This is a genomic window from Streptomyces flavofungini, assembly GCF_041028215.1.
GTDB lineage: Bacteria > Actinomycetota > Actinomycetes > Streptomycetales > Streptomycetaceae > Streptomyces > Streptomyces flavofungini_B.
In genome coordinates, this window is the sequence record NZ_JASKYR010000088.1 from 1 (window position 1) to 16,332 (window position 16,332).

The window sequence follows — 16,332 nt, forward strand, 5'->3', positions numbered from 1 at the left end:
CGCGCAGCCCGTAGGGGGCGTGGGGGTCGGCGAGTTCGAGCACGTCGACCGGGATGGTCGGGGTGTCGAGGATGGTGGGGATCAGGTAGTCCGTGAAGGAGGGGTTCCTGACCTTCGCGGTCATGGAGGAGATCATCGTCGACCCCAAGGGTCGGCGAGTTCGAGCACGTCGACCGGGATGGTCGGGGTGTCGAGGATGGTGGGGATCAGGTAGTCCGTGAAGGAGGGGTTCCTGACCTTCGCGGTCTTGGGGTCGACGATGATCTCCTCCATGACCGCGACGCCCAGGCCCTGGGTGGTGCCGCCCTGGATCTGGCCGACCACGGACAGCGGGTTGAGCGCCTTGCCGACGTCCTGGGCGACGGCGAGCTCGATGACCTTGACCAGGCCCAGCTCGGTGTCGACCTCGACGACCGCGCGGTGCGCGGCGAAGGAGTACTGGACGTGGCCGTTGCCCTGGCCGGTGACCAGGTCGAAGGCGACCGTGGGGCGGTGCCGCCACTCGGCCTCGATCTCGACGCTCTCGCCCTCGAGGACGTCGACCAGGTCGCCGAGGATTTCGCCGCCGTCGGTGACGACCTTGCCGCCCTCCAGGACCAGTTCGGCGGTGGCCCACGCGGGGTGGTACGAGCCGAACTTGCGGCGGCCGATCTCCAGGACCTTCTCGCGCACCAGCTCGCAGGAGTTCTTGACGGCGCCGCCGGTGACGTACGTCTGGCGCGAGGCCGACGTCGAACCGGCGCTGCCCACCTGTGTGTCAGCCGGGTGGATGGTCACCTGCGTGACGCCGAGCTCGGTCCGCGCGATCTGCGCGTGGACGGTGACACCGCCCTGTCCGACCTCCGCCATGGCCGTGTGCACGGTCGCGACGGGCTCGCCGTTGATGACCTCCATGCGCACCTTGGCGGTGGAGTAGTCGTCGAAGCCCTCGGAGAAGCCGACGTTCTTGATGCCGACCGCGTAGCCCACCCCGCGGACGACGCCTTCGCCGTGCGTGGTGTTGGACAGGCCGCCCGGGAGCTGGCGCACGTCGGCGCCCTCGCTGGACTCCCACTGGCGCTCGGGCGGCAGCGGGCGGGCCTTGACGCGGCGCAGGATCTCGGCGACCGGGGCCGGTGAGTCGACCGGCTGCCCGGTCGGCATGATCGTGCCCTGCTCCATGGCGTTGAGCTGGCGCAGCTCCACGGGGTCCATGCCCAGCTTCGCGGCCAGCTTGTCCATCTGCGCCTCGTAGGCGAAGCACGCCTGGACCGCGCCGAAGCCGCGCATGGCGCCGCAGGGCGGGTTGTTGCTGTAGAGCGCGATGGCCTCGATGTCGACGTCGTCGATCACGTACGGGCCGACCGACAGCGAGGCGGCGTTGCCGACCACGGCCGGGGAGGCGGAGGCGTAGGCGCCGCCGTCCAGGACGATCTTGCACTTCATGTGCGTGAGCTTGCCGTCCTTGGTGGCGCCGTGCTCGTAGTAGAGCTTCGCCGGGTGGCGGTGCACATGGCCGAAGAAGGACTCGAACCGGTTGTAGACGATCTTGACCGGCTTGCCGGTGCGCAGCGCCAGGAGGCAGGCGTGGATCTGCATCGAGATGTCCTCGCGGCCGCCGAAGGCACCGCCGACGCCGGAGAGCGTCATGCGCACCTTCTCCTCGGGCAGACCGAGGACGGGGGCGATCTGGCCGAGGTCGGAGTGCAGCCACTGGGTGGCCACGTACAGCTCGACGCCGCCGTCCTCGGACGGCACGGCGAGGCCGGACTCCGGGCCGAGGAAGGCCTGGTCCTGCATGCCGAAGGTGTACTCGCCGGTGACGATGACGTCAGCCTTCTTGGCGGCCTCGGCGGCGTCGCCGCGGATGATCGGCTGGCGGTGCACGATGTTGGGGTGCGGGACGTGACCGATGTGGTGGTCGTCGCGGCCCTCGTGGACGAGTACGGCGTCGGGAGCGGTCGCCGAGGCCTCATCGGTGATGAGGGGCAGCTCCTTGTACTCGATCCGGATCTTGGCGGCGGCGCGGCGCGCGGTCTCCGGGTGGTCGGCGGCCACGATGGCGACCGGCTCGCCGTGGTGGCGTACCTTGCCGTGCGCGAGCACCGGGGTGTCCTGGATCTCCAGGCCGTAGTTCTTCATCGCGGCGGGGAGGTCGTCGTAGGTCAGGACGGCGTAGACGCCGTCCATCGCGAGGGCCTCCGCGGTGTCGATGGAGACGATCTCGGCGTGCGCGACCGTGCTGCGGAGCGTCTGGCCCCAGAGCATGTCCTCGTGCCACATGTCCGAGGAGTAGGCGAACTCGCCGGTCACCTTCAGGGTGCCGTCGGGGCGCAGCGTCGACTCGCCGATCCCGCCCTTGGTCTGCGAACCCTGGGTGATCTTGGTGGGGGCTCCGGTCGTTCCCATGATCAGACCACGCCTTCCTGGAGTCCACGGTCCTGGCGGGCGGCCGCGAGGCGGACGGCGTCCAGGATCTTCTCGTAGCCGGTGCAGCGGCAGAGGTTGCCGGACAGCGCCTCGCGGATGTCGGCGTCGGTCGGCTGCGGGTTCTTCTCCAGCATCTCGTCGGCCGCGACCAGCAGGCCGGGGGTGCAGAAGCCGCACTGGACGGCGCCCGCGTCGATGAACGCCTGCTGGATCGGGGAGAGCTCGCCGCCCTCACCCGTCTGGCCGTCCTGGCCCTTGGCGCGCCACTGCTGTGCGTCCTGGAGCGAGGTGCCGCAGGCGCCGGAGGCGCAGCCCCCGTGCTCCTCGCGCTGCCTGGCGAAGTCGGCGAGGCCCTCGACGGTGACGACCTCGCGGCCCTCGACCTGACCGGCGGCCACCAGACACGAACAGACCGGCACGCCGTCGAGGCGGACGGTGCAGGAACCGCACTCGCCCTGCTCGCAGGCGTTCTTGGAGCCCGGCAGGCCCATGCGCTCACGCAGCACGTACAGGAGGGACTCGCCCTCCCAGACGTCGTCGGCTTCCTGCTGACGGCCGTTGACCGTGAAGTTCACGCGCATTATGCGACTCCCTCAGTGCTGCGGCCCGTGCCGCGGTACGACTCCCAGGTCCAGCCGAGCGTGCGGCGGGCCATGATGCCGACGGCGTGACGGCGGTAGTTCGCCGTGCCGCGCACATCGTCGATCGGGTTGGCGGCACCGGAGGCGAGCTCCGCGAACTGCTTGGCGATCGAGGGGGTGATGATCTTCTTGCTGTCCCAGAAGCCGCCCTCTTCGAGCGCGGCGTTCAGGAACTCCTCGGCCGCCTTCGCCCGGATCGGGGTGGGGGCGGCGGAGCCGATGCCGGTCCGCACGGTCCGGGTCTCCGGGTGCAGCGCGATACCGAAGGCGCACACGGCGATCACCATGGCGTTGCGGGTGCCGACCTTGGAGTACTGCTGGGGCCCGTCCGCCTTCCTGATGTGGACGGACTTGATCAGCTCGTCGGCGGCGAGCGCGTTGCGCTTCACGCCGGTGTAGAAGTCGTCGATCGGGATCAGGCGGGAGCCCCGCACAGACTCCACCTCGACCTCGCAGTCGGCGGCGAGCAGGGCCGGGTGGGCGTCACCGGCCGGGGAGGCGGTGCCCAGGTTGCCGCCGACGCCGCCGCGGTTGCGGATCTGCGGGGAGGCGACCGTGTGCGAGGCGAGCGCGAGACCGGGCAGCTCCGTACAGAGCTCCTCCATGATCTTGGTGTACGGGACGGAGGCACCGAGCCGGACCGTCTCCTCGCCCACCTCCCACTCGCCCAGTTCGGCGACGCGGTTCAGGTCGAGCAGGTACTCGGGACGGCGGTGGTCGAAGTTGATCTCGACCATCACGTCGGTGCCACCCGCAATCGGCACAGCCGTGGGGTGCTCGGCCTTGGCGGCGAGCGCCTCCTCCCAGCTGGCGGGGCGAAGGAAGTCCATGAGGCTCTCTTCTTGTTCGTATCGAGGGTCGTTCGCTGTGAGGGACTTCGATCAAGCCACTCGGGCCGTTGGTCCCTCGACTGCTCGTTCATGTGCTGTTAACGCGGAGTGGGGCAAGTACACCGCCCGGTGCTCCGATGGGGTCAGTCACCGAAACCATGAAGGAGTTGGCTGGCCAAGCCGCGCGTCTTGTAGATTCGTATGAAGAACGGGCCTCAGTAACCTCGCGGGTTCCCCCCGGAATCCCCGGACTCCCGAGGGCACCGGGCCCCCGCGCTACGGAGCGCACATGTTTGTACACACCATTCGAGACAGATCGGCGGCGACCCCATGCGGCTGCGCGCACTCCTGGACACCGACGCGCTGGGCCTGCGGCTGCTCGGCGGCGAGGACGAACTGGACCGCACCGTGCGCGGTGTGATGACCACGGACCTGCGGGACCCCAGCCGCTATCTGGCGGGCGGCGAGCTGGTCCTCACCGGCCTCGCCTGGCGCCGCGACGCCGGGGACACCGAGCCCTTCGTGCGCGTCCTCGCCAACGCCGGGGTCGCCGCCCTCGCGGCGGGCGAGGCCGAAATGGGCGCCATCCCCGAGGACCTCGTCGAGGCGTGCGCGCGGCACCGCCTGCCGCTCTTCGCGGTCAACGAATCGGTGGCCTTCGCGACCATCACCGAGCACGTCGTGCGCCAGGTCTCCGGCGAGCGCGCGGGCGACCTGGCGGCCGTCGTCGACCGCCACCGGCGCCTGATGACCTCGGGCCCCACCGGCGGCGGCCCCGACGTCGTCCTCGACCTGCTCGGCACCGACCTGGACCTGCGGGCCTGGGTCCTCTCCCCCGCCGGGCGCGCCATCGCCGGATCGAGCGCGGACGGCACGGCACTGCCGGGGGCCGTCTGCGCCCGCCTCGCCGGGGAGCACCTGGCCGCCACCCGCACCGGGCGGCGCGGGCCGCACCGGGTGGCGGTGGACGGCGTGACGTACTCGCTGTTCCCCATTCGGACCAGAGCGGCCCTGCCGTCCGTGGACGGCCAGGCGCGCGGGGCGGCGGGGGCCGCGCGCGACGTGCGCGACGTGCGCGAGACGGTCCTCTCGGACTGGATGCTCGCCGTGGAGGCCGACGCGGGCGACTGGCCGGAGGAGCGGCTCGACCTGCTCCAGGGCGTGACCCAGCTGATCGCCGTCGAGCGCGACCGGCGCGACGCGGCCCGCACGGTCCGCCGCCGCCTGGCCCAGGAGGTCCTCGAACTGGTGCAGACCGGCGCGGCCCCGGCCGAGATCGCCGCCCGCCTTCGCGTCGCGGCCCCGGTGCTCCTGCCCGGCCTCGGCGCCGCCCCGCACTGGCAGGTCGTGGTGGCCCGCGTGGAGTGGGCGGACTCCGGGGTCGACGGCGGCCCGGTGGCCCAGTCGCTCCTGGAGGAGATCCTCGTCGACCCCCTGTCGGCGGGGCCCGAGCCCTCCGACCGCATCGCCGTGGCGCACACCGGCGGCGAGGCCATCGCGCTGGTGCCGCTGCCCGCCGTCTCGGCCGAGCACGACGGCTCGGAGACGGGCCTGCTCGCCGATTCACTCCTCGAATCAGTGCGCGGGCCGCTCGGCGCGGGCCTCGACGGCGACGGCCGCCTCACCCTGGGCGTCAGCGCCTCCGTGCACTCGGCCGAGGGGCTGCGCGGCGCCCTTGAGGAGGCGCGGCACGCCCGCCGGGTCGCCGCCGCCCGCCCCGGCCGAGTCTGCGCGGCCGGACACCAGGAGCTGGCCTCGCACGTCCTGCTGCTCCCCTTCGTCCCCGACGACGTGCGCCGGGCCTTCACCGCCCGGCTCCTGGACCCGCTGCGCGAGTACGACAAGCGCCACCGGGCCGAGCTGATCCCGACCCTGGAGGCGTTCCTCGACTGCGACGGCTCCTGGACGCGCTGCGCGGCCCGGCTGCACCTGCACGTCAACACGTTGCGCTACCGCGTGGGCCGCATCGAGCAGTTGACGAGCCGTGACCTCTCGCGCCTTGAGGACAAGCTCGATTTCTTCCTCGCCCTGCGCATGAGCTGAGGAAAGACCCGGGAAGCGGGTCCGGGCGGCCCGGCGGGCCGAATGCCCCGGGCCCGTTTCCTTGCCCGCCCTTTGTGAATTCTTTCACCCGGCCCCTTGGCCCGGTGCCGCCATCCGTGCTGAGATTCGCCCACGACTCAACAGCTCAATGGTGTGCTCGGGGAGGGCAACGTGGCGCATACCGCCATGTCTGGTACCGGAACGACTACAGGGGACGATCCACTCCAGACCGCGGTATGGCGGCTGCGCTCGCGCGGCTGCTGGACCGACGCGGCAGCCCTCCTGGCCGCACGGCCCGGAGCCGGTCCCGCGGTGCAGCGCACCTCGCTCCTCGTCGAGCGCTGCCTGTTCACCGGGGACGGCTGGGGCGAGGCCGAGGACAGCCTGCGCACCGCGGAGGCCCTGGCCGAGGACGACGACGACCGGGGTGCCGCCGCCTGCGAGCGCGGCCAACTGGCGTACGCGTCAACGGTGCTGCACGTACGCGACCGGGCCGACGAGGCCCGCACCGCGCTCGGCAGGGCCGCCGCGCTGCTCGCCCCGAACACGCCGCGGCGCCCGCTGCTCGACTTCCGCCGGGGCCTGATCGCCGAGCACATCGCGGGCTCCCCGCAGGCCGCGAAGGCCGCGTACCGCAGGGCCCACGCGGGCGCCACGGCCCACGCCAACCTGCTGCTGCTCTCCTTCACCTGGCGGCACCTGGCCGGTCTCGCCCTGCGCGACGGCGAGCTCGCCGAGGCCCGGCACGGCTTCGCCGAGTCGCTGCGCATCCGGGAGGAACTGGGCTACCTGGTCGGTACGGCCCCGGCGCTCGCGGCCCTCGCCGACGCGGAACCCGAGCCGGAGGCCACCCGTCTGCGCGCGGAGGCCACCCGTCTCTTCCGCCTGCTCGGCGGCGTCCCCGCCTGGCTCTCCCAGCACCTGACGCCACCGGCGCCCGCGGCCTGACCCCTCAGCGGGCCGCCGAGCCCATGAAGTGCTCCTCGACCAGGGACGGCACGACATCGACGTCCCCGGCGACGAGCGCTTCGAGGAGGGCCATGTGTTCCGCCGCGTCCCGTACGAGGTCGGCCCTGCGGCCCGCGACAGGGCCGCTGACCAGGGGCCACTGCGAGCGCCTGTGCAGATCGGCGGCGATCCGCACGAGCTGCTCGTTGCCGTCCAGGGAGAGCACGGCGCCGTGGAAGGCGCGGTCCGCCTCCGCGTAGCGCGCGAGGTCGCCGCACGCGGCCGCCACCACCGTCGCCTCGGCGAGCGGCAGCAGCGCGGTCCAGCGGGCGGCGGGCAGGGCGCGGGCGAGCCGGAGCATCACCGGCACCTCGATCAGCGCCCGCACCTCCGCGAGCTCGCCGAGGTCCCGGGCGCTGTGCTCGGTGACCCGGAAGCCGCGGTTGGGCACGACCTCCACGGCCCCTTCGGCGGCGAGCTGCTGCATGGCCTCGCGCACGGGGGTCGCGGAGACCCCGAAGCGCTCGCCGAGCGCGGGCGCGGAGTAGACCTCGCCCGGCGCGAGCCCGCCGTCCACCAGCGCGGCCCGGAGCGCGTCGAGGACCTGGCCGCGCACGGAGCTGCGCCGCACCGGACCGCGGCTCCCCGGCCCATGGCTCTCCGGGCCGCGGTCCCCCGGGCCCGGCTGTTCCGGCACCCGGACGCGCGGGAGCCCCGCGAAGGGGCCCGCCTCACGCGCTCCGGCCTGCTCCACCCGATTCACCCTTGTCCACTCACGTCCACGCACCGAAAAGGTATGAGAGGCACCCTAGGCGGACACGGCCGCGGTTGAAACCTCGATCATCTCGGGTAAGGTAAGGCTTACCTGCAATCGATCGCGATTCGGTGGTCCCCGCATGTCCGTACAGACCTTGGCCGCGCCCGCACCGAGCGCCCCCAGCGCCGTCGCGGACTCCTATGCCCGCCTCGCCGAGGTGTACTCAGGACTGCACATCACCGAACTCGGCCACGAGGAGCAGGCCCCCCAGGGCGGCGGCTGGGTCACCGCCGCCCGGCTCGCGGAGGGCGGGGCCGACCTCGACGCCTTTCTGGCCTGGGACAACGCACAGGTCCTGAAGGACTACGGCACCCAGGCGCGGCCCGACGTGATCGCCAGCTTCGGTCTGCACCGGTACGCGTGGCCCGCCACGCTGCTGATCACGGCCCCCTGGTTCCTGCACCGCAGGGTCCCGCGCTACCCCGTGCGCAACGTCTCCTTCCAGCGCACCCTGGGCCGGATGGCCGTACGCGCGGAGAGCTTCGCCTGCCTGCCGGACGATCCGGCCGCCGCGCTGCCCGGCGCCCGCGTCGTGGCGGACGAGGAGGCGCTGCGGGCCGAGGTGCGGGAGGCGGTCGCCGAGCACCTCGGTCCGCTCCTCGACGGCTTCGGCCCCCGGATGCGGCGCCGCTCGCGTGCCCTGTGGAGCGTCGCCACCGACGAGATCGTCGAGGGCCTCTGGTACATCGCGCATCTCCTCGGCGAGGAGCGGCGCGCCATGACGGAGCTGGAGCGGCTGCTGCCCGGCGCCACCAAGCCCTACGTCGGCACGGCCGGTTTCCGGGAGCTGACGGGCCCCGGCGGCGAGACGCTGCCGACCCGGGACCGGGCGAGCTGCTGCATGTTCTACACGCTGCGCCCCGAGGACACCTGCGTCACCTGTCCGCGCACCTGTGACGCGGAGCGCGTCGCCCGGCTGAGCGCCACCGCCACGGCGAACTGAACCCGCACCGCGCTTCGAACCACTCTTTCGCGTCTCTTCGATCGAACTCAACGCCAGCCATTGAGAGGCGTGTTCGAGTAAAAACGCGCTCTCAGCGCTCCCTGGCACCCCCTTGGCGTCTTCTTGCCCCGAAACCCCCTGTGGGCCATCGCGATCACGTCAATATGGCGCCGAAACGCCCTACCGCGATGCAAGGGACCCCAGATGAGACTGACCGACATATCGCTGGACTGGCTGCTCCCCGGCGGCGTCCTGCTCCTCGGCATGCTGGTGGCGGTGGCGGTGCTCGCGCGCGGGAAGCGAGGCCACGGGAAAGCGGCCAAGGACGCCTCGGGCGACGACTCGTGGGAACGCAGCGAGGAACGCCGCAGGCGCAAGGAGGCCATCTACGGCAGCGCCTCCTACGTCCTGCTGTTCTGCTGCGCCGCGGTCGCCGCCGCACTCTCCTTCCACGGCCTCGTCGGCTTCGGCCGGCAGAACCTGAGCCTCACCGGCGGCTGGGAGTACCTCGTACCGTTCGGCCTGGACGGCGCGGCGATGTTCTGTTCCGTGCTCGCCGTGCGCGAGGCGAGCCACGGCGACGCGGCGCTCGGCTCGCGGCTCCTGGTGTGGACGTTCGCCGGGGCCGCGGCCTGGTTCAACTGGGTGCACGCCCCGCGCGGCCTCGGCCACGCCGGTGCCCCGCAGTTCTTCGCCGGGATGTCGCTCTCGGCGGCGGTGCTCTTCGACCGCGCGCTGAAGCAGACCCGCAGGGCGGCGCTGCGTGAGCAGGGCCTCGTACCGCGTCCGCTGCCGCAGATCCGCATGGTGCGGTGGCTGCGCGCGCCCCGGGAGACCTTCGGCGCCTGGTCGCTGATGCTCCTTGAGGGCGTGCGCTCCCTGGACGAGGCCGTCGAGGAGGTGCGGGAGGACCGCAGGGAGAAGGAGCGCACCCGGCTGCACCGGCGCGACAAGGAGAAGCTGGAGCGCGCCAAGCTCAAGGCGATCAGCCGTGGCCAGCGCGGCTACGTTCGGGGCGGCCGCCAGGTCGACGTGCAGGCCGTCTCTTCGGGCGCCGGGTCCGCGCAGGTCGGCGCGGACCCTGCCATAGCGGCGCAGGACCAGCTGCCGCTACGCGCCCGTCCCTCCCTTCAGGCCGTCAAGGGCGACCCTGACGCCGCCGCCCCCGTCACCGTCGATCTCACGGCGGAGGACGACACGCAGGCGCTGCCCCGGCTCGACTCCCTGGAGCGCAAGCTGAAGGACCTGGAGCAGCAGTTCGGCTGAGTACGCGCCGAGGGCGGTGGCGCGGCTCAGGCCATGCCGCCGCCCAGCTCGAACCAGACGGCCTTGCCCACGCCGTGGGCCCGTACGCCCCACGCGTCCGCGAGGGACTGGACGAGGATCAGGCCCCTGCCGTGCGTACCGTCGTCGGCGGCCGGTACGCGCGGTTCGGGCCGGGTCCCCACGAAGTCCCGCACCTCGACGCGCAGGCCGCGCGGGCCCACGGTCGCGGTGACGATGGCGTCGCGATCGGTGTGCACCAGGGCGTTGGTGGCCAGTTCGCTGGTCAGCAGCTCGGCCACGTCGGCCGTCCCCGGCTTTCCCCAGTGCCGCAGCAAATCCCTCAGGGCCCTCCTGACCTCGGACACCGCGCGCAGATCGGCCCTACCCAGTCTGCGCCTGAGCTGGACCCCGGGCGGGCCCGCCGGCGGCTCGCCGGTCTTCTCTGTTGCCGCGTTCGGCGAGGAGTCCCCGATCCCCCCGGGGGCGCCCCCACGTGTCTGCCTCGTCATGATCCCCGCCCACAAAGCGATGACCTGTCCTCCTAGCTCGAACTGCTTCTCGGAATGCATGCCCCGGGCCCGGACCGGCACTCCTGTCGAATCCTCAATCAACAGCAGGGGTGTGCCGGATGCCCGCGGGGAAGTGAAGCGGTGGACCCCCGCCTCCGAGCGTTTCGAGGAGCCCGCGTGCACGACGACAGACTGCTGGTGGAAGGCCGCCTGGAGCGGGCGCTGCGCCAGTTCATCCGCCCCGCCCAGTACGCGCACCGGGCGCCGCTGACCCTCTCCGTCTGGCACGCGCCGGGCGAACCGGTGCCCGTCGCGACCGCCCTCGAAGCGGCGTTCGAACCCTTCGAGACGGGCATGGAGTGGGGAAAGCCCTGGTCCACGAGTTGGTTCCGGCTTGAAGGAGTGGTGCCGAAGGAGTGGCGCGGGCGCCGGGTCGAAGTGGTCGTCGATCCCGGGTTCAGCGGGGGCGGGCCGGGCTTCCAGGCGGAGGGACTCGTCTACGACGCGGCGGGCGTCCCGGTCAAGGGAGTTCACCCGCGCAATCGGCATATTCCAGTGGCCTCCCCGGCGGAAGGGGGTGAACCGGTGCACCTGCACCTGGAGGCCGCGGCCAACCCCGCCGTACTGCACGACTTCGTGCCGACACCCCTTGGCGACGTCCTGACCGCAGGCAATACTCCGATCTACCGATTCGCGTCTGCCGATCTGGCCGTACTGGACGAGGACGTCTGGGGACTCGTCCTGGACGTCGAGGTGCTGACCGAGCTCATGGCGCAACTGGAGGCCGACCGGCCGCGACGCCATGAGATCCTGCGCGCCGTCGAGGACATGCTCGACGCCCTCGACCTGCACGATGTGTCCGGTACGGCGGCCGCGGCGCGGGCCGAACTTACCGAGGTCCTGGCGCGGCCCGCCCACGCCAGTGCGCACCGCGTGTCGGCCGTCGGGCACGCGCACATCGACTCGGCGTGGCTGTGGCCGCTGCGCGAGACGGTACGGAAGGCTTCGCGGACGTTTGCCAACGTGACCGCTCTGGCCGAGGAGTACCCGGAGCTGGTCTTCGCCTGCTCCCAGGCCCAGCAGTACGCCTGGGTCAAGGAGCACCAGCCGCACATCTGGGAGCGGATCAAGAAGGCGGTCGCCGACGGGACATGGGCGCCGGTGGGGTCCATGTGGGTGGAGTCGGACGCCAACCTGCCCGGCGGGGAGGCGCTCGCCCGGCAGATCACGCACGGCACGCGGTTCTTCCGCGAGGAGCTGGGTGTGGAGACGCGGGAGATCTGGCTGCCGGACTCCTTCGGCTACACCGCCGCCTTCCCGCAGCTCGCGAAGCTGGCGGGCGTCCGCTGGTTCCTCACCCAGAAGCTGAGCTGGAACCAGTCCAACAAGATGCCGCACCACACCTTCTGGTGGGAGGGCATCGACGGCACCCGGGTCTTCACCCACTTCCCGCCCGTCGACACCTACAACTCCCAGTTCCACGGCGCCGAACTGGCCCACGCCGAGCGGAACTTCGCCGACAAGGGCCGTGCGACCCGCTCCCTGGTGCCGTTCGGCTGGGGCGACGGGGGCGGCGGGCCCACCCGCGAGATGATGGAGCGGGCGCGGCGCCTGCGCTCCCTGGAGGGCTCCCCGCGCGTCGAGATCGAGAAGCCGTCGGCGTTCTTCGCGGCGGCCGAGGAGGAGTACGGAAGGAGGGCCCCCGTCTGGTCGGGCGAGCTGTACCTGGAGCTGCACCGCGCCACCTACACCACCCAGGCGGCGACCAAGCGCGGCAACCGGCGCGCCGAACACGCCCTGCGCGAAGCGGAGTTGTGGTGCACGGCGGCGGCGGTGCGCGATCCCGCCCACGGCTACCCGTACGACACCCTGGACCGCCTGTGGAAGACGGTCCTGCTGCACCAGTTCCACGACATCCTGCCGGGCTCCTCGATCGCCTGGGTGCACCGCGAGGCGCGGGAGACCTATGAGCGCGTCCTCGCCGAGCTGGACGAGGTCACCTCGGCGGCCGTGCGGTCGCTGGGCGCGGGCGGCCCCGTGGTCCTGAACGCCTCGCCGTACGCCCGTGACGAGGTCGTGGACACCGGCGAGGGCGCGCTCGCCCGCGTCGAGGTGCCCGCGCTCGGCAGCCGAAGCCTCAACGGCGCGGACGGCACGGGCGGCGCGGGCGCCGGGGCGGTCGCGCACACCACCGGAGAGACGATCCTCCTCACCAACGAGCACCTGAGCGTGACGATCAACGCCGACGGGCTGCTCACCTCCGTCAAGGACCTGGCCGCCGGGCGCGAGGTGCTCGCGGCGCCCGGCAACCTCCTCCAGCTCCATCCCGACCACCCCACCCACTACGACGCCTGGGACCTCGACAAGCACTACCGGCACCGCCACACCGACCTCACCGGGGCCGACTCCGTCGAGCTGGTCGAGGACGGTCCGCTGCGGGTCGCGGTGCGGGTGGTGCGCGCCTTCGGCAAGTCCCGGATCGTCCAGGAGATCCGGCTCGACGCGGGCAGCAGGCGGCTCGACGTCGTCACGGACGTCGACTGGCGCGAGTCGGAGAAGGTGCTCAAGGCCGCGTTCCCGCTCGATGTGCACGCCGAGCGGTCGGCCGCCGAGATCCAGTTCGGCCACGTCCACCGGCCGACCCACGCCAACACGGGATGGGACGCCGCGCGGTACGAGATCTGCGCGCACCGCTGGCTGCGGGTGGCCGAGGAGGGCTACGGCGTCGCGCTGCTCAACGACTCGACGTACGGCCATGACGTGACCCGCGCCGAGCACGACGGGGCGCTCGGCACCACCGTGCGGCTCACGCTGCTGCGGGCCCCGCACAGCCCCGACCCCGAGACCGACCAGGGCACGCACCGCTTCACGTACGCGCTGCTGCCCGGGGCGACGACGGGCGACGCGGTGGCCGGGGGCCTGGCGCTGAACCTGCCGCTGCGGGTGGCGGACGCGCCCGAGCTCGCGCCGCTGGTGCGCGTCGACCACCCGGCGGTCACGGTCGAGTCGGTCAAGCTGGCCGACGACCGCAGCGGCGATGTCGTCGTACGTCTCTACGAGTCGCGCGGCGGCCGTGCGGCGGCCACGCTCGCCACGTCGTTCCCGGTGGCGCACGCGGACGTCACCGATCTGCACGAACGGCCGCTGCACGCGGCGGACACGGGCGAGTCGGGGCTGCGTCTCGCGCTGCGGCCGTTCCAGATCGTGACGCTGCGGCTGCGGCCCGCCTGAGCCGGTGGGACGCGCCGGGGCCCGCCGTCAGGGCCTCGGCACGTTCCGCAGGTTGGAGCGGGCCATCTGGAGCATCCGGCCGACCCCGCCGTCCAGGACGATCTTCCCGGCGGAGAGCGCGAAGCCGGTGACCATGTCGGAGCTGATCTTCGGCGGGATGGAGAGGGCGTTGGGGTCGGTGACAACGTCGACCAGGGCGGGGCCCTTGTGCGCGAAGGCGTCCTTCAGGGCGCCCGCGAGCTGCTTGGGCTTCTCCACGCGGACGCCGTAGGCACCGGCGGCGCGGGCGATGGCGGCGAAGTCGGGGTTGTGGTTGTCCGTGCCGTACGACGGCAGGCCCCCGACCATCATCTCCAGCTCCACCATGCCGAGCGAGGAGTTGTTGAACAGCACGACCTTCACCGGCAGATGGTGCTGGACGAGGGTGAGGAAGTCGCCCATCAGCATCGAGAAGCCGCCGTCGCCGGACATCGAGACGACCTGCCGCCCGCGGTCGGTGAACTGCGCGCCGATCGCCTGCGGCAGGGCGTTGGCCATCGAGCCGTGGCTGAAGGAGCCGATGATGCGGCGCTTGCCGTTGGGGGTGAGGTAGCGGGCCGCCCAGACGTTGCACATCCCGGTGTCGACGGTGAAGACCGCGTCGTCGTCGGCGAGGTCGTCCAGGACGGACGCCACGTACTCGGGGTGGATCGGGACGTGCCTGTCGACCTTGCGGGTGTAGGCCTTGACCACGCCTTCGAGCGCGTCCGCGTGCTTCTTCAGCATCTTGTCGAGGAACCTGCGGTTGGTCTTCGGCGCGACGCGCGGGGTCAGACAGCGCAGCGTCTCGCGGACGTCGCCCCAGATCGCGAGGTCCAGCTTCGAGCGGCGGCCGAGGTGTTCCGGGCGCACGTCGACCTGGACGATCGGTACGTCGTCGGGCAGGAAGGCGTTGTACGGGAAGTCCGTGCCGAGCAGGATCAGCAGATCGCACTCGTGGGTGGCCTCGTAGGCGGCGCCGTAGCCGAGCAGGCCGCTCATACCCACGTCGAAGGGGTTGTCGTACTGGATGAACTCCTTGCCGCGCAGGGCGTGGCCGACCGGTGCCTTGATCTTCTCGGCGAACTCCATGACCTCGGCGTGGGCGCCCGCCGTGCCGCTGCCGCAGAACAGGGTGACCTTGCGGGCCGCGTCGATCATCTCGGCGAGCCGCTCGATCTCCGCGTCGCCGGGGCGCACCGAGGGCCGCGAGGTCACCAGGGCGGTCTCCGCGGCCTGGGCCGGAGCGGTCTCGGAGGCGATGTCGCCGGGCAGCGCCACGACGCTGACGCCGGACTGCCCGACGGCGTTCTGGATGGCGGTCTGGAGCAGCCGGGGCATCTGCTGGGGGCTGGAGATCAGCTCGCTGTAGTGGCTGCACTCCTGGAAGAGCCGGTCGGGGTGGGTCTCCTGGAAGAAGTTGAGCCCGATCTCGCTGGACGGGATGTGCGAGGCCAGGGCGAGGACGGGCGCCATGGAGCGGTGGGCGTCGTAGAGGCCGTTGATGAGGTGGAGGTTGCCGGGGCCGCAGGAGCCCGCGCAGGCGGCGAGCCTGCCGGTGATCTGGGCCTCGGCGCCCGCCGCGAAGGCGGCGGTCTCCTCGTGCCGCACGTGCACCCAGTCGATCCCCTTGGTGCGGCGGATGGCGTCCACCACCGGGTTGAGGCTGTCGCCGACGACGCCGTACAGACGCTGTACGCCCGCGCGGACGAGAATGTCGACGAACTGCTCGGCGATGTTCTGCTTGGCCATGCCGTACGCACCTCTCCAGCCTGGTGATCCGTGGACCCGGGTCTCACTCGTTCCCCTTGCGGTTCCATGAATTCACAGGTGGAGCGGTCATGCCTCCCAGACGCCCGCGGCCGTACGGTCGTCCGCGTACCCCTTGGCGCGCACCTGGACGTCGGCCAGGAAGCCCGCGATCCCCGGCGGGCCGCTCCTGTGCCATCTGCGGGTGAGGTGTTCGGGGAGTTCGGGCTCGCCGCGCAGGGGTTCGGCGAGGCCGCCGCTGCACAGCAGGAGCGTGTCACCCGGCCGGGCGACCGAGGCGCGGAACCGGAAGGGTTCCCGGGGCGGCTCGGGGGCCGGTTCGTAGGGGCTCGGGGGCGTGGTGATGTTCAGGTCCATGGTGAGGTGGTCGCCGTCGGGACGCTGCGGGGGCGGCGAGCCGAAGCCGACCACGGCGTCGCCCGTGGCGTCGGCGACGTGCGGCTCGATGTCCTGCCAGGCGCCGTCCCGCAGCCGGAAGATCCCGCCCGCGCCGACGCCGAAGAAGACGCGCGTACGGCACTGGGGGTCGGCGGGCAGCAGGAGGCACCGCAGGGACGCCGCGTACTCCTCGGGTTTCAGGCCGAGGTCGGCGGCGTGCGCGCGGAGCCTGCCGAGGCTGCGGTCGGTGAGGCGGTGCAGACCCGACTTCAGGTCGCCGCGCCGGGCGGCCCTGATGTCCTCGGCGAGCCGCCGGTGGCTGCGGCCCACGGCCCTGCCGATCCACTCGCAGGCCTCGGCGGCGGCCCGGTGCGCGCCCGGGGTCGCGCGGGCGCCGGTCGCCATGGCGACGAGCAGCAGGCCGTCGTCCCCGCTGCCGAAGCGCGCGGTGAGCAGGGAGTCGCGGCGGGGCTCGCCCCGGTACCGCGCGGAGTCGCCGCGCAGGGAGGCGGCGCGCAGGGTCCAGGTG

At 72.3% G+C, this 16,332-nt stretch carries 11 protein-coding genes and 1 pseudogene; 5 read left to right on the forward strand and 7 right to left on the reverse strand.

The features are described from left to right. Window positions 1–135 precede the first annotated feature (135 nt). The 3 genes and pseudogenes from AB8Z36_RS08970 to AB8Z36_RS08980 form a co-directional block, all read right to left on the reverse strand. A pseudogene (locus AB8Z36_RS08970) lies at window positions 136–2,388 on the reverse strand (xanthine dehydrogenase family protein molybdopterin-binding subunit); the annotation flags it as partial. Between the two features lie 2 nt (window positions 2,389–2,390). Continuing rightward, window positions 2,391–2,990, reverse strand: a complete 600-nt coding sequence (locus tag AB8Z36_RS08975; RefSeq protein ID WP_369212678.1) for a (2Fe-2S)-binding protein — start codon at window positions 2,988–2,990, stop codon at window positions 2,391–2,393. Next, entirely contained in the window at window positions 2,990–3,880 is an 891-nt protein-coding gene (locus tag AB8Z36_RS08980; RefSeq protein ID WP_369212679.1) for an FAD binding domain-containing protein, read from the reverse strand. The genes AB8Z36_RS08975 and AB8Z36_RS08980 overlap by 1 nt, the downstream gene beginning before the upstream one ends. A 330-nt stretch (window positions 3,881–4,210) precedes the next feature. On the opposite strand from AB8Z36_RS08980, the gene AB8Z36_RS08985 reads away from it, so the two are divergent. After that, window positions 4,211–5,923, forward strand: coding sequence for a PucR family transcriptional regulator (locus AB8Z36_RS08985; RefSeq protein WP_369212680.1), 1,713 nt, complete (start codon window positions 4,211–4,213; stop codon window positions 5,921–5,923). A gap of 171 nt (window positions 5,924–6,094) precedes the next feature. After that, the gene (locus tag AB8Z36_RS08990; protein ID WP_440581882.1) at window positions 6,095–6,871 is read left to right on the forward strand and encodes a hypothetical protein; all 777 of its coding nucleotides are present in this window, start codon (window positions 6,095–6,097) and stop codon (window positions 6,869–6,871) included. Window positions 6,872–6,875: 4 nt separating this feature from the next. Here the strand turns inward: AB8Z36_RS08990 and AB8Z36_RS08995 are convergent, their stop codons facing one another. After that, a complete protein-coding gene (locus tag AB8Z36_RS08995; RefSeq protein WP_440581883.1) occupies window positions 6,876–7,625 on the reverse strand; it encodes a GntR family transcriptional regulator in 750 nt (249 codons plus the stop codon). 142 nt (window positions 7,626–7,767) lie between these two features. Between AB8Z36_RS08995 and AB8Z36_RS09000 the strand changes: the two genes are divergently transcribed. Together AB8Z36_RS09000 and AB8Z36_RS09005 are read left to right on the forward strand one after the other, a co-directional pair. Then, window positions 7,768–8,631: a (2Fe-2S)-binding protein gene (locus AB8Z36_RS09000; protein ID WP_369212682.1), complete on the forward strand. Its 864-nt coding sequence runs from the start codon at window positions 7,768–7,770 to the stop codon at window positions 8,629–8,631. Window positions 8,632–8,835: 204 nt separating this feature from the next. Further along, the gene (locus AB8Z36_RS09005; RefSeq protein ID WP_369212683.1) at window positions 8,836–9,897 is read left to right on the forward strand and encodes a DUF2637 domain-containing protein; all 1,062 of its coding nucleotides are present in this window, start codon (window positions 8,836–8,838) and stop codon (window positions 9,895–9,897) included. Between the two features lie 26 nt (window positions 9,898–9,923). Here AB8Z36_RS09005 and AB8Z36_RS09010 read toward each other — a convergent pair whose 3' ends face one another. Continuing rightward, entirely contained in the window at window positions 9,924–10,406 is a 483-nt protein-coding gene (locus tag AB8Z36_RS09010; RefSeq protein ID WP_369212684.1) for an ATP-binding protein, read from the reverse strand. A 177-nt stretch (window positions 10,407–10,583) separates the two neighbouring features. On the opposite strand from AB8Z36_RS09010, the gene AB8Z36_RS09015 reads away from it, so the two are divergent. Continuing rightward, window positions 10,584–13,637 (forward strand): alpha-mannosidase, encoded by a 3,054-nt coding sequence (locus AB8Z36_RS09015; RefSeq protein ID WP_369212685.1) that lies wholly within the window; start codon window positions 10,584–10,586, stop codon window positions 13,635–13,637. Window positions 13,638–13,664: 27 nt separating this feature from the next. Here AB8Z36_RS09015 and AB8Z36_RS09020 read toward each other — a convergent pair whose 3' ends face one another. Beyond that, window positions 13,665–15,407 carry a pyruvate dehydrogenase gene (locus AB8Z36_RS09020; RefSeq protein WP_369212686.1) on the reverse strand — a complete coding sequence of 581 codons (1,743 nt, stop codon included), beginning with the start codon at window positions 15,405–15,407 and terminating at the stop codon, window positions 13,665–13,667. Between the two features lie 87 nt (window positions 15,408–15,494). Beyond that, a partial coding sequence (locus tag AB8Z36_RS09025) for a protein phosphatase 2C domain-containing protein (protein ID WP_369212687.1) occupies window positions 15,495–16,332 on the reverse strand: 838 nt, incomplete at its 5' end.

Coding starts and splice junctions, on each gene's coding strand:
- AB8Z36_RS08975 (WP_369212678.1), bottom strand. CDS start 2,990: ATGCGCGTGAACTTCACGGTCAACGGCCGTCAGCAGGAAGCCGACGAC.
- AB8Z36_RS08980 (WP_369212679.1), bottom strand. CDS start 3,880: ATGGACTTCCTTCGCCCCGCCAGCTGGGAGGAGGCGCTCGCCGCCAAG.
- AB8Z36_RS08985 (WP_369212680.1), top strand. CDS start 4,211: ATGCGGCTGCGCGCACTCCTGGACACCGACGCGCTGGGCCTGCGGCTG.
- AB8Z36_RS09000 (WP_369212682.1), top strand. CDS start 7,768: ATGTCCGTACAGACCTTGGCCGCGCCCGCACCGAGCGCCCCCAGCGCC.
- AB8Z36_RS09005 (WP_369212683.1), top strand. CDS start 8,836: ATGAGACTGACCGACATATCGCTGGACTGGCTGCTCCCCGGCGGCGTC.
- AB8Z36_RS09010 (WP_369212684.1), bottom strand. CDS start 10,406: ATGACGAGGCAGACACGTGGGGGCGCCCCCGGGGGGATCGGGGACTCC.
- AB8Z36_RS09020 (WP_369212686.1), bottom strand. CDS start 15,407: ATGGCCAAGCAGAACATCGCCGAGCAGTTCGTCGACATTCTCGTCCGC.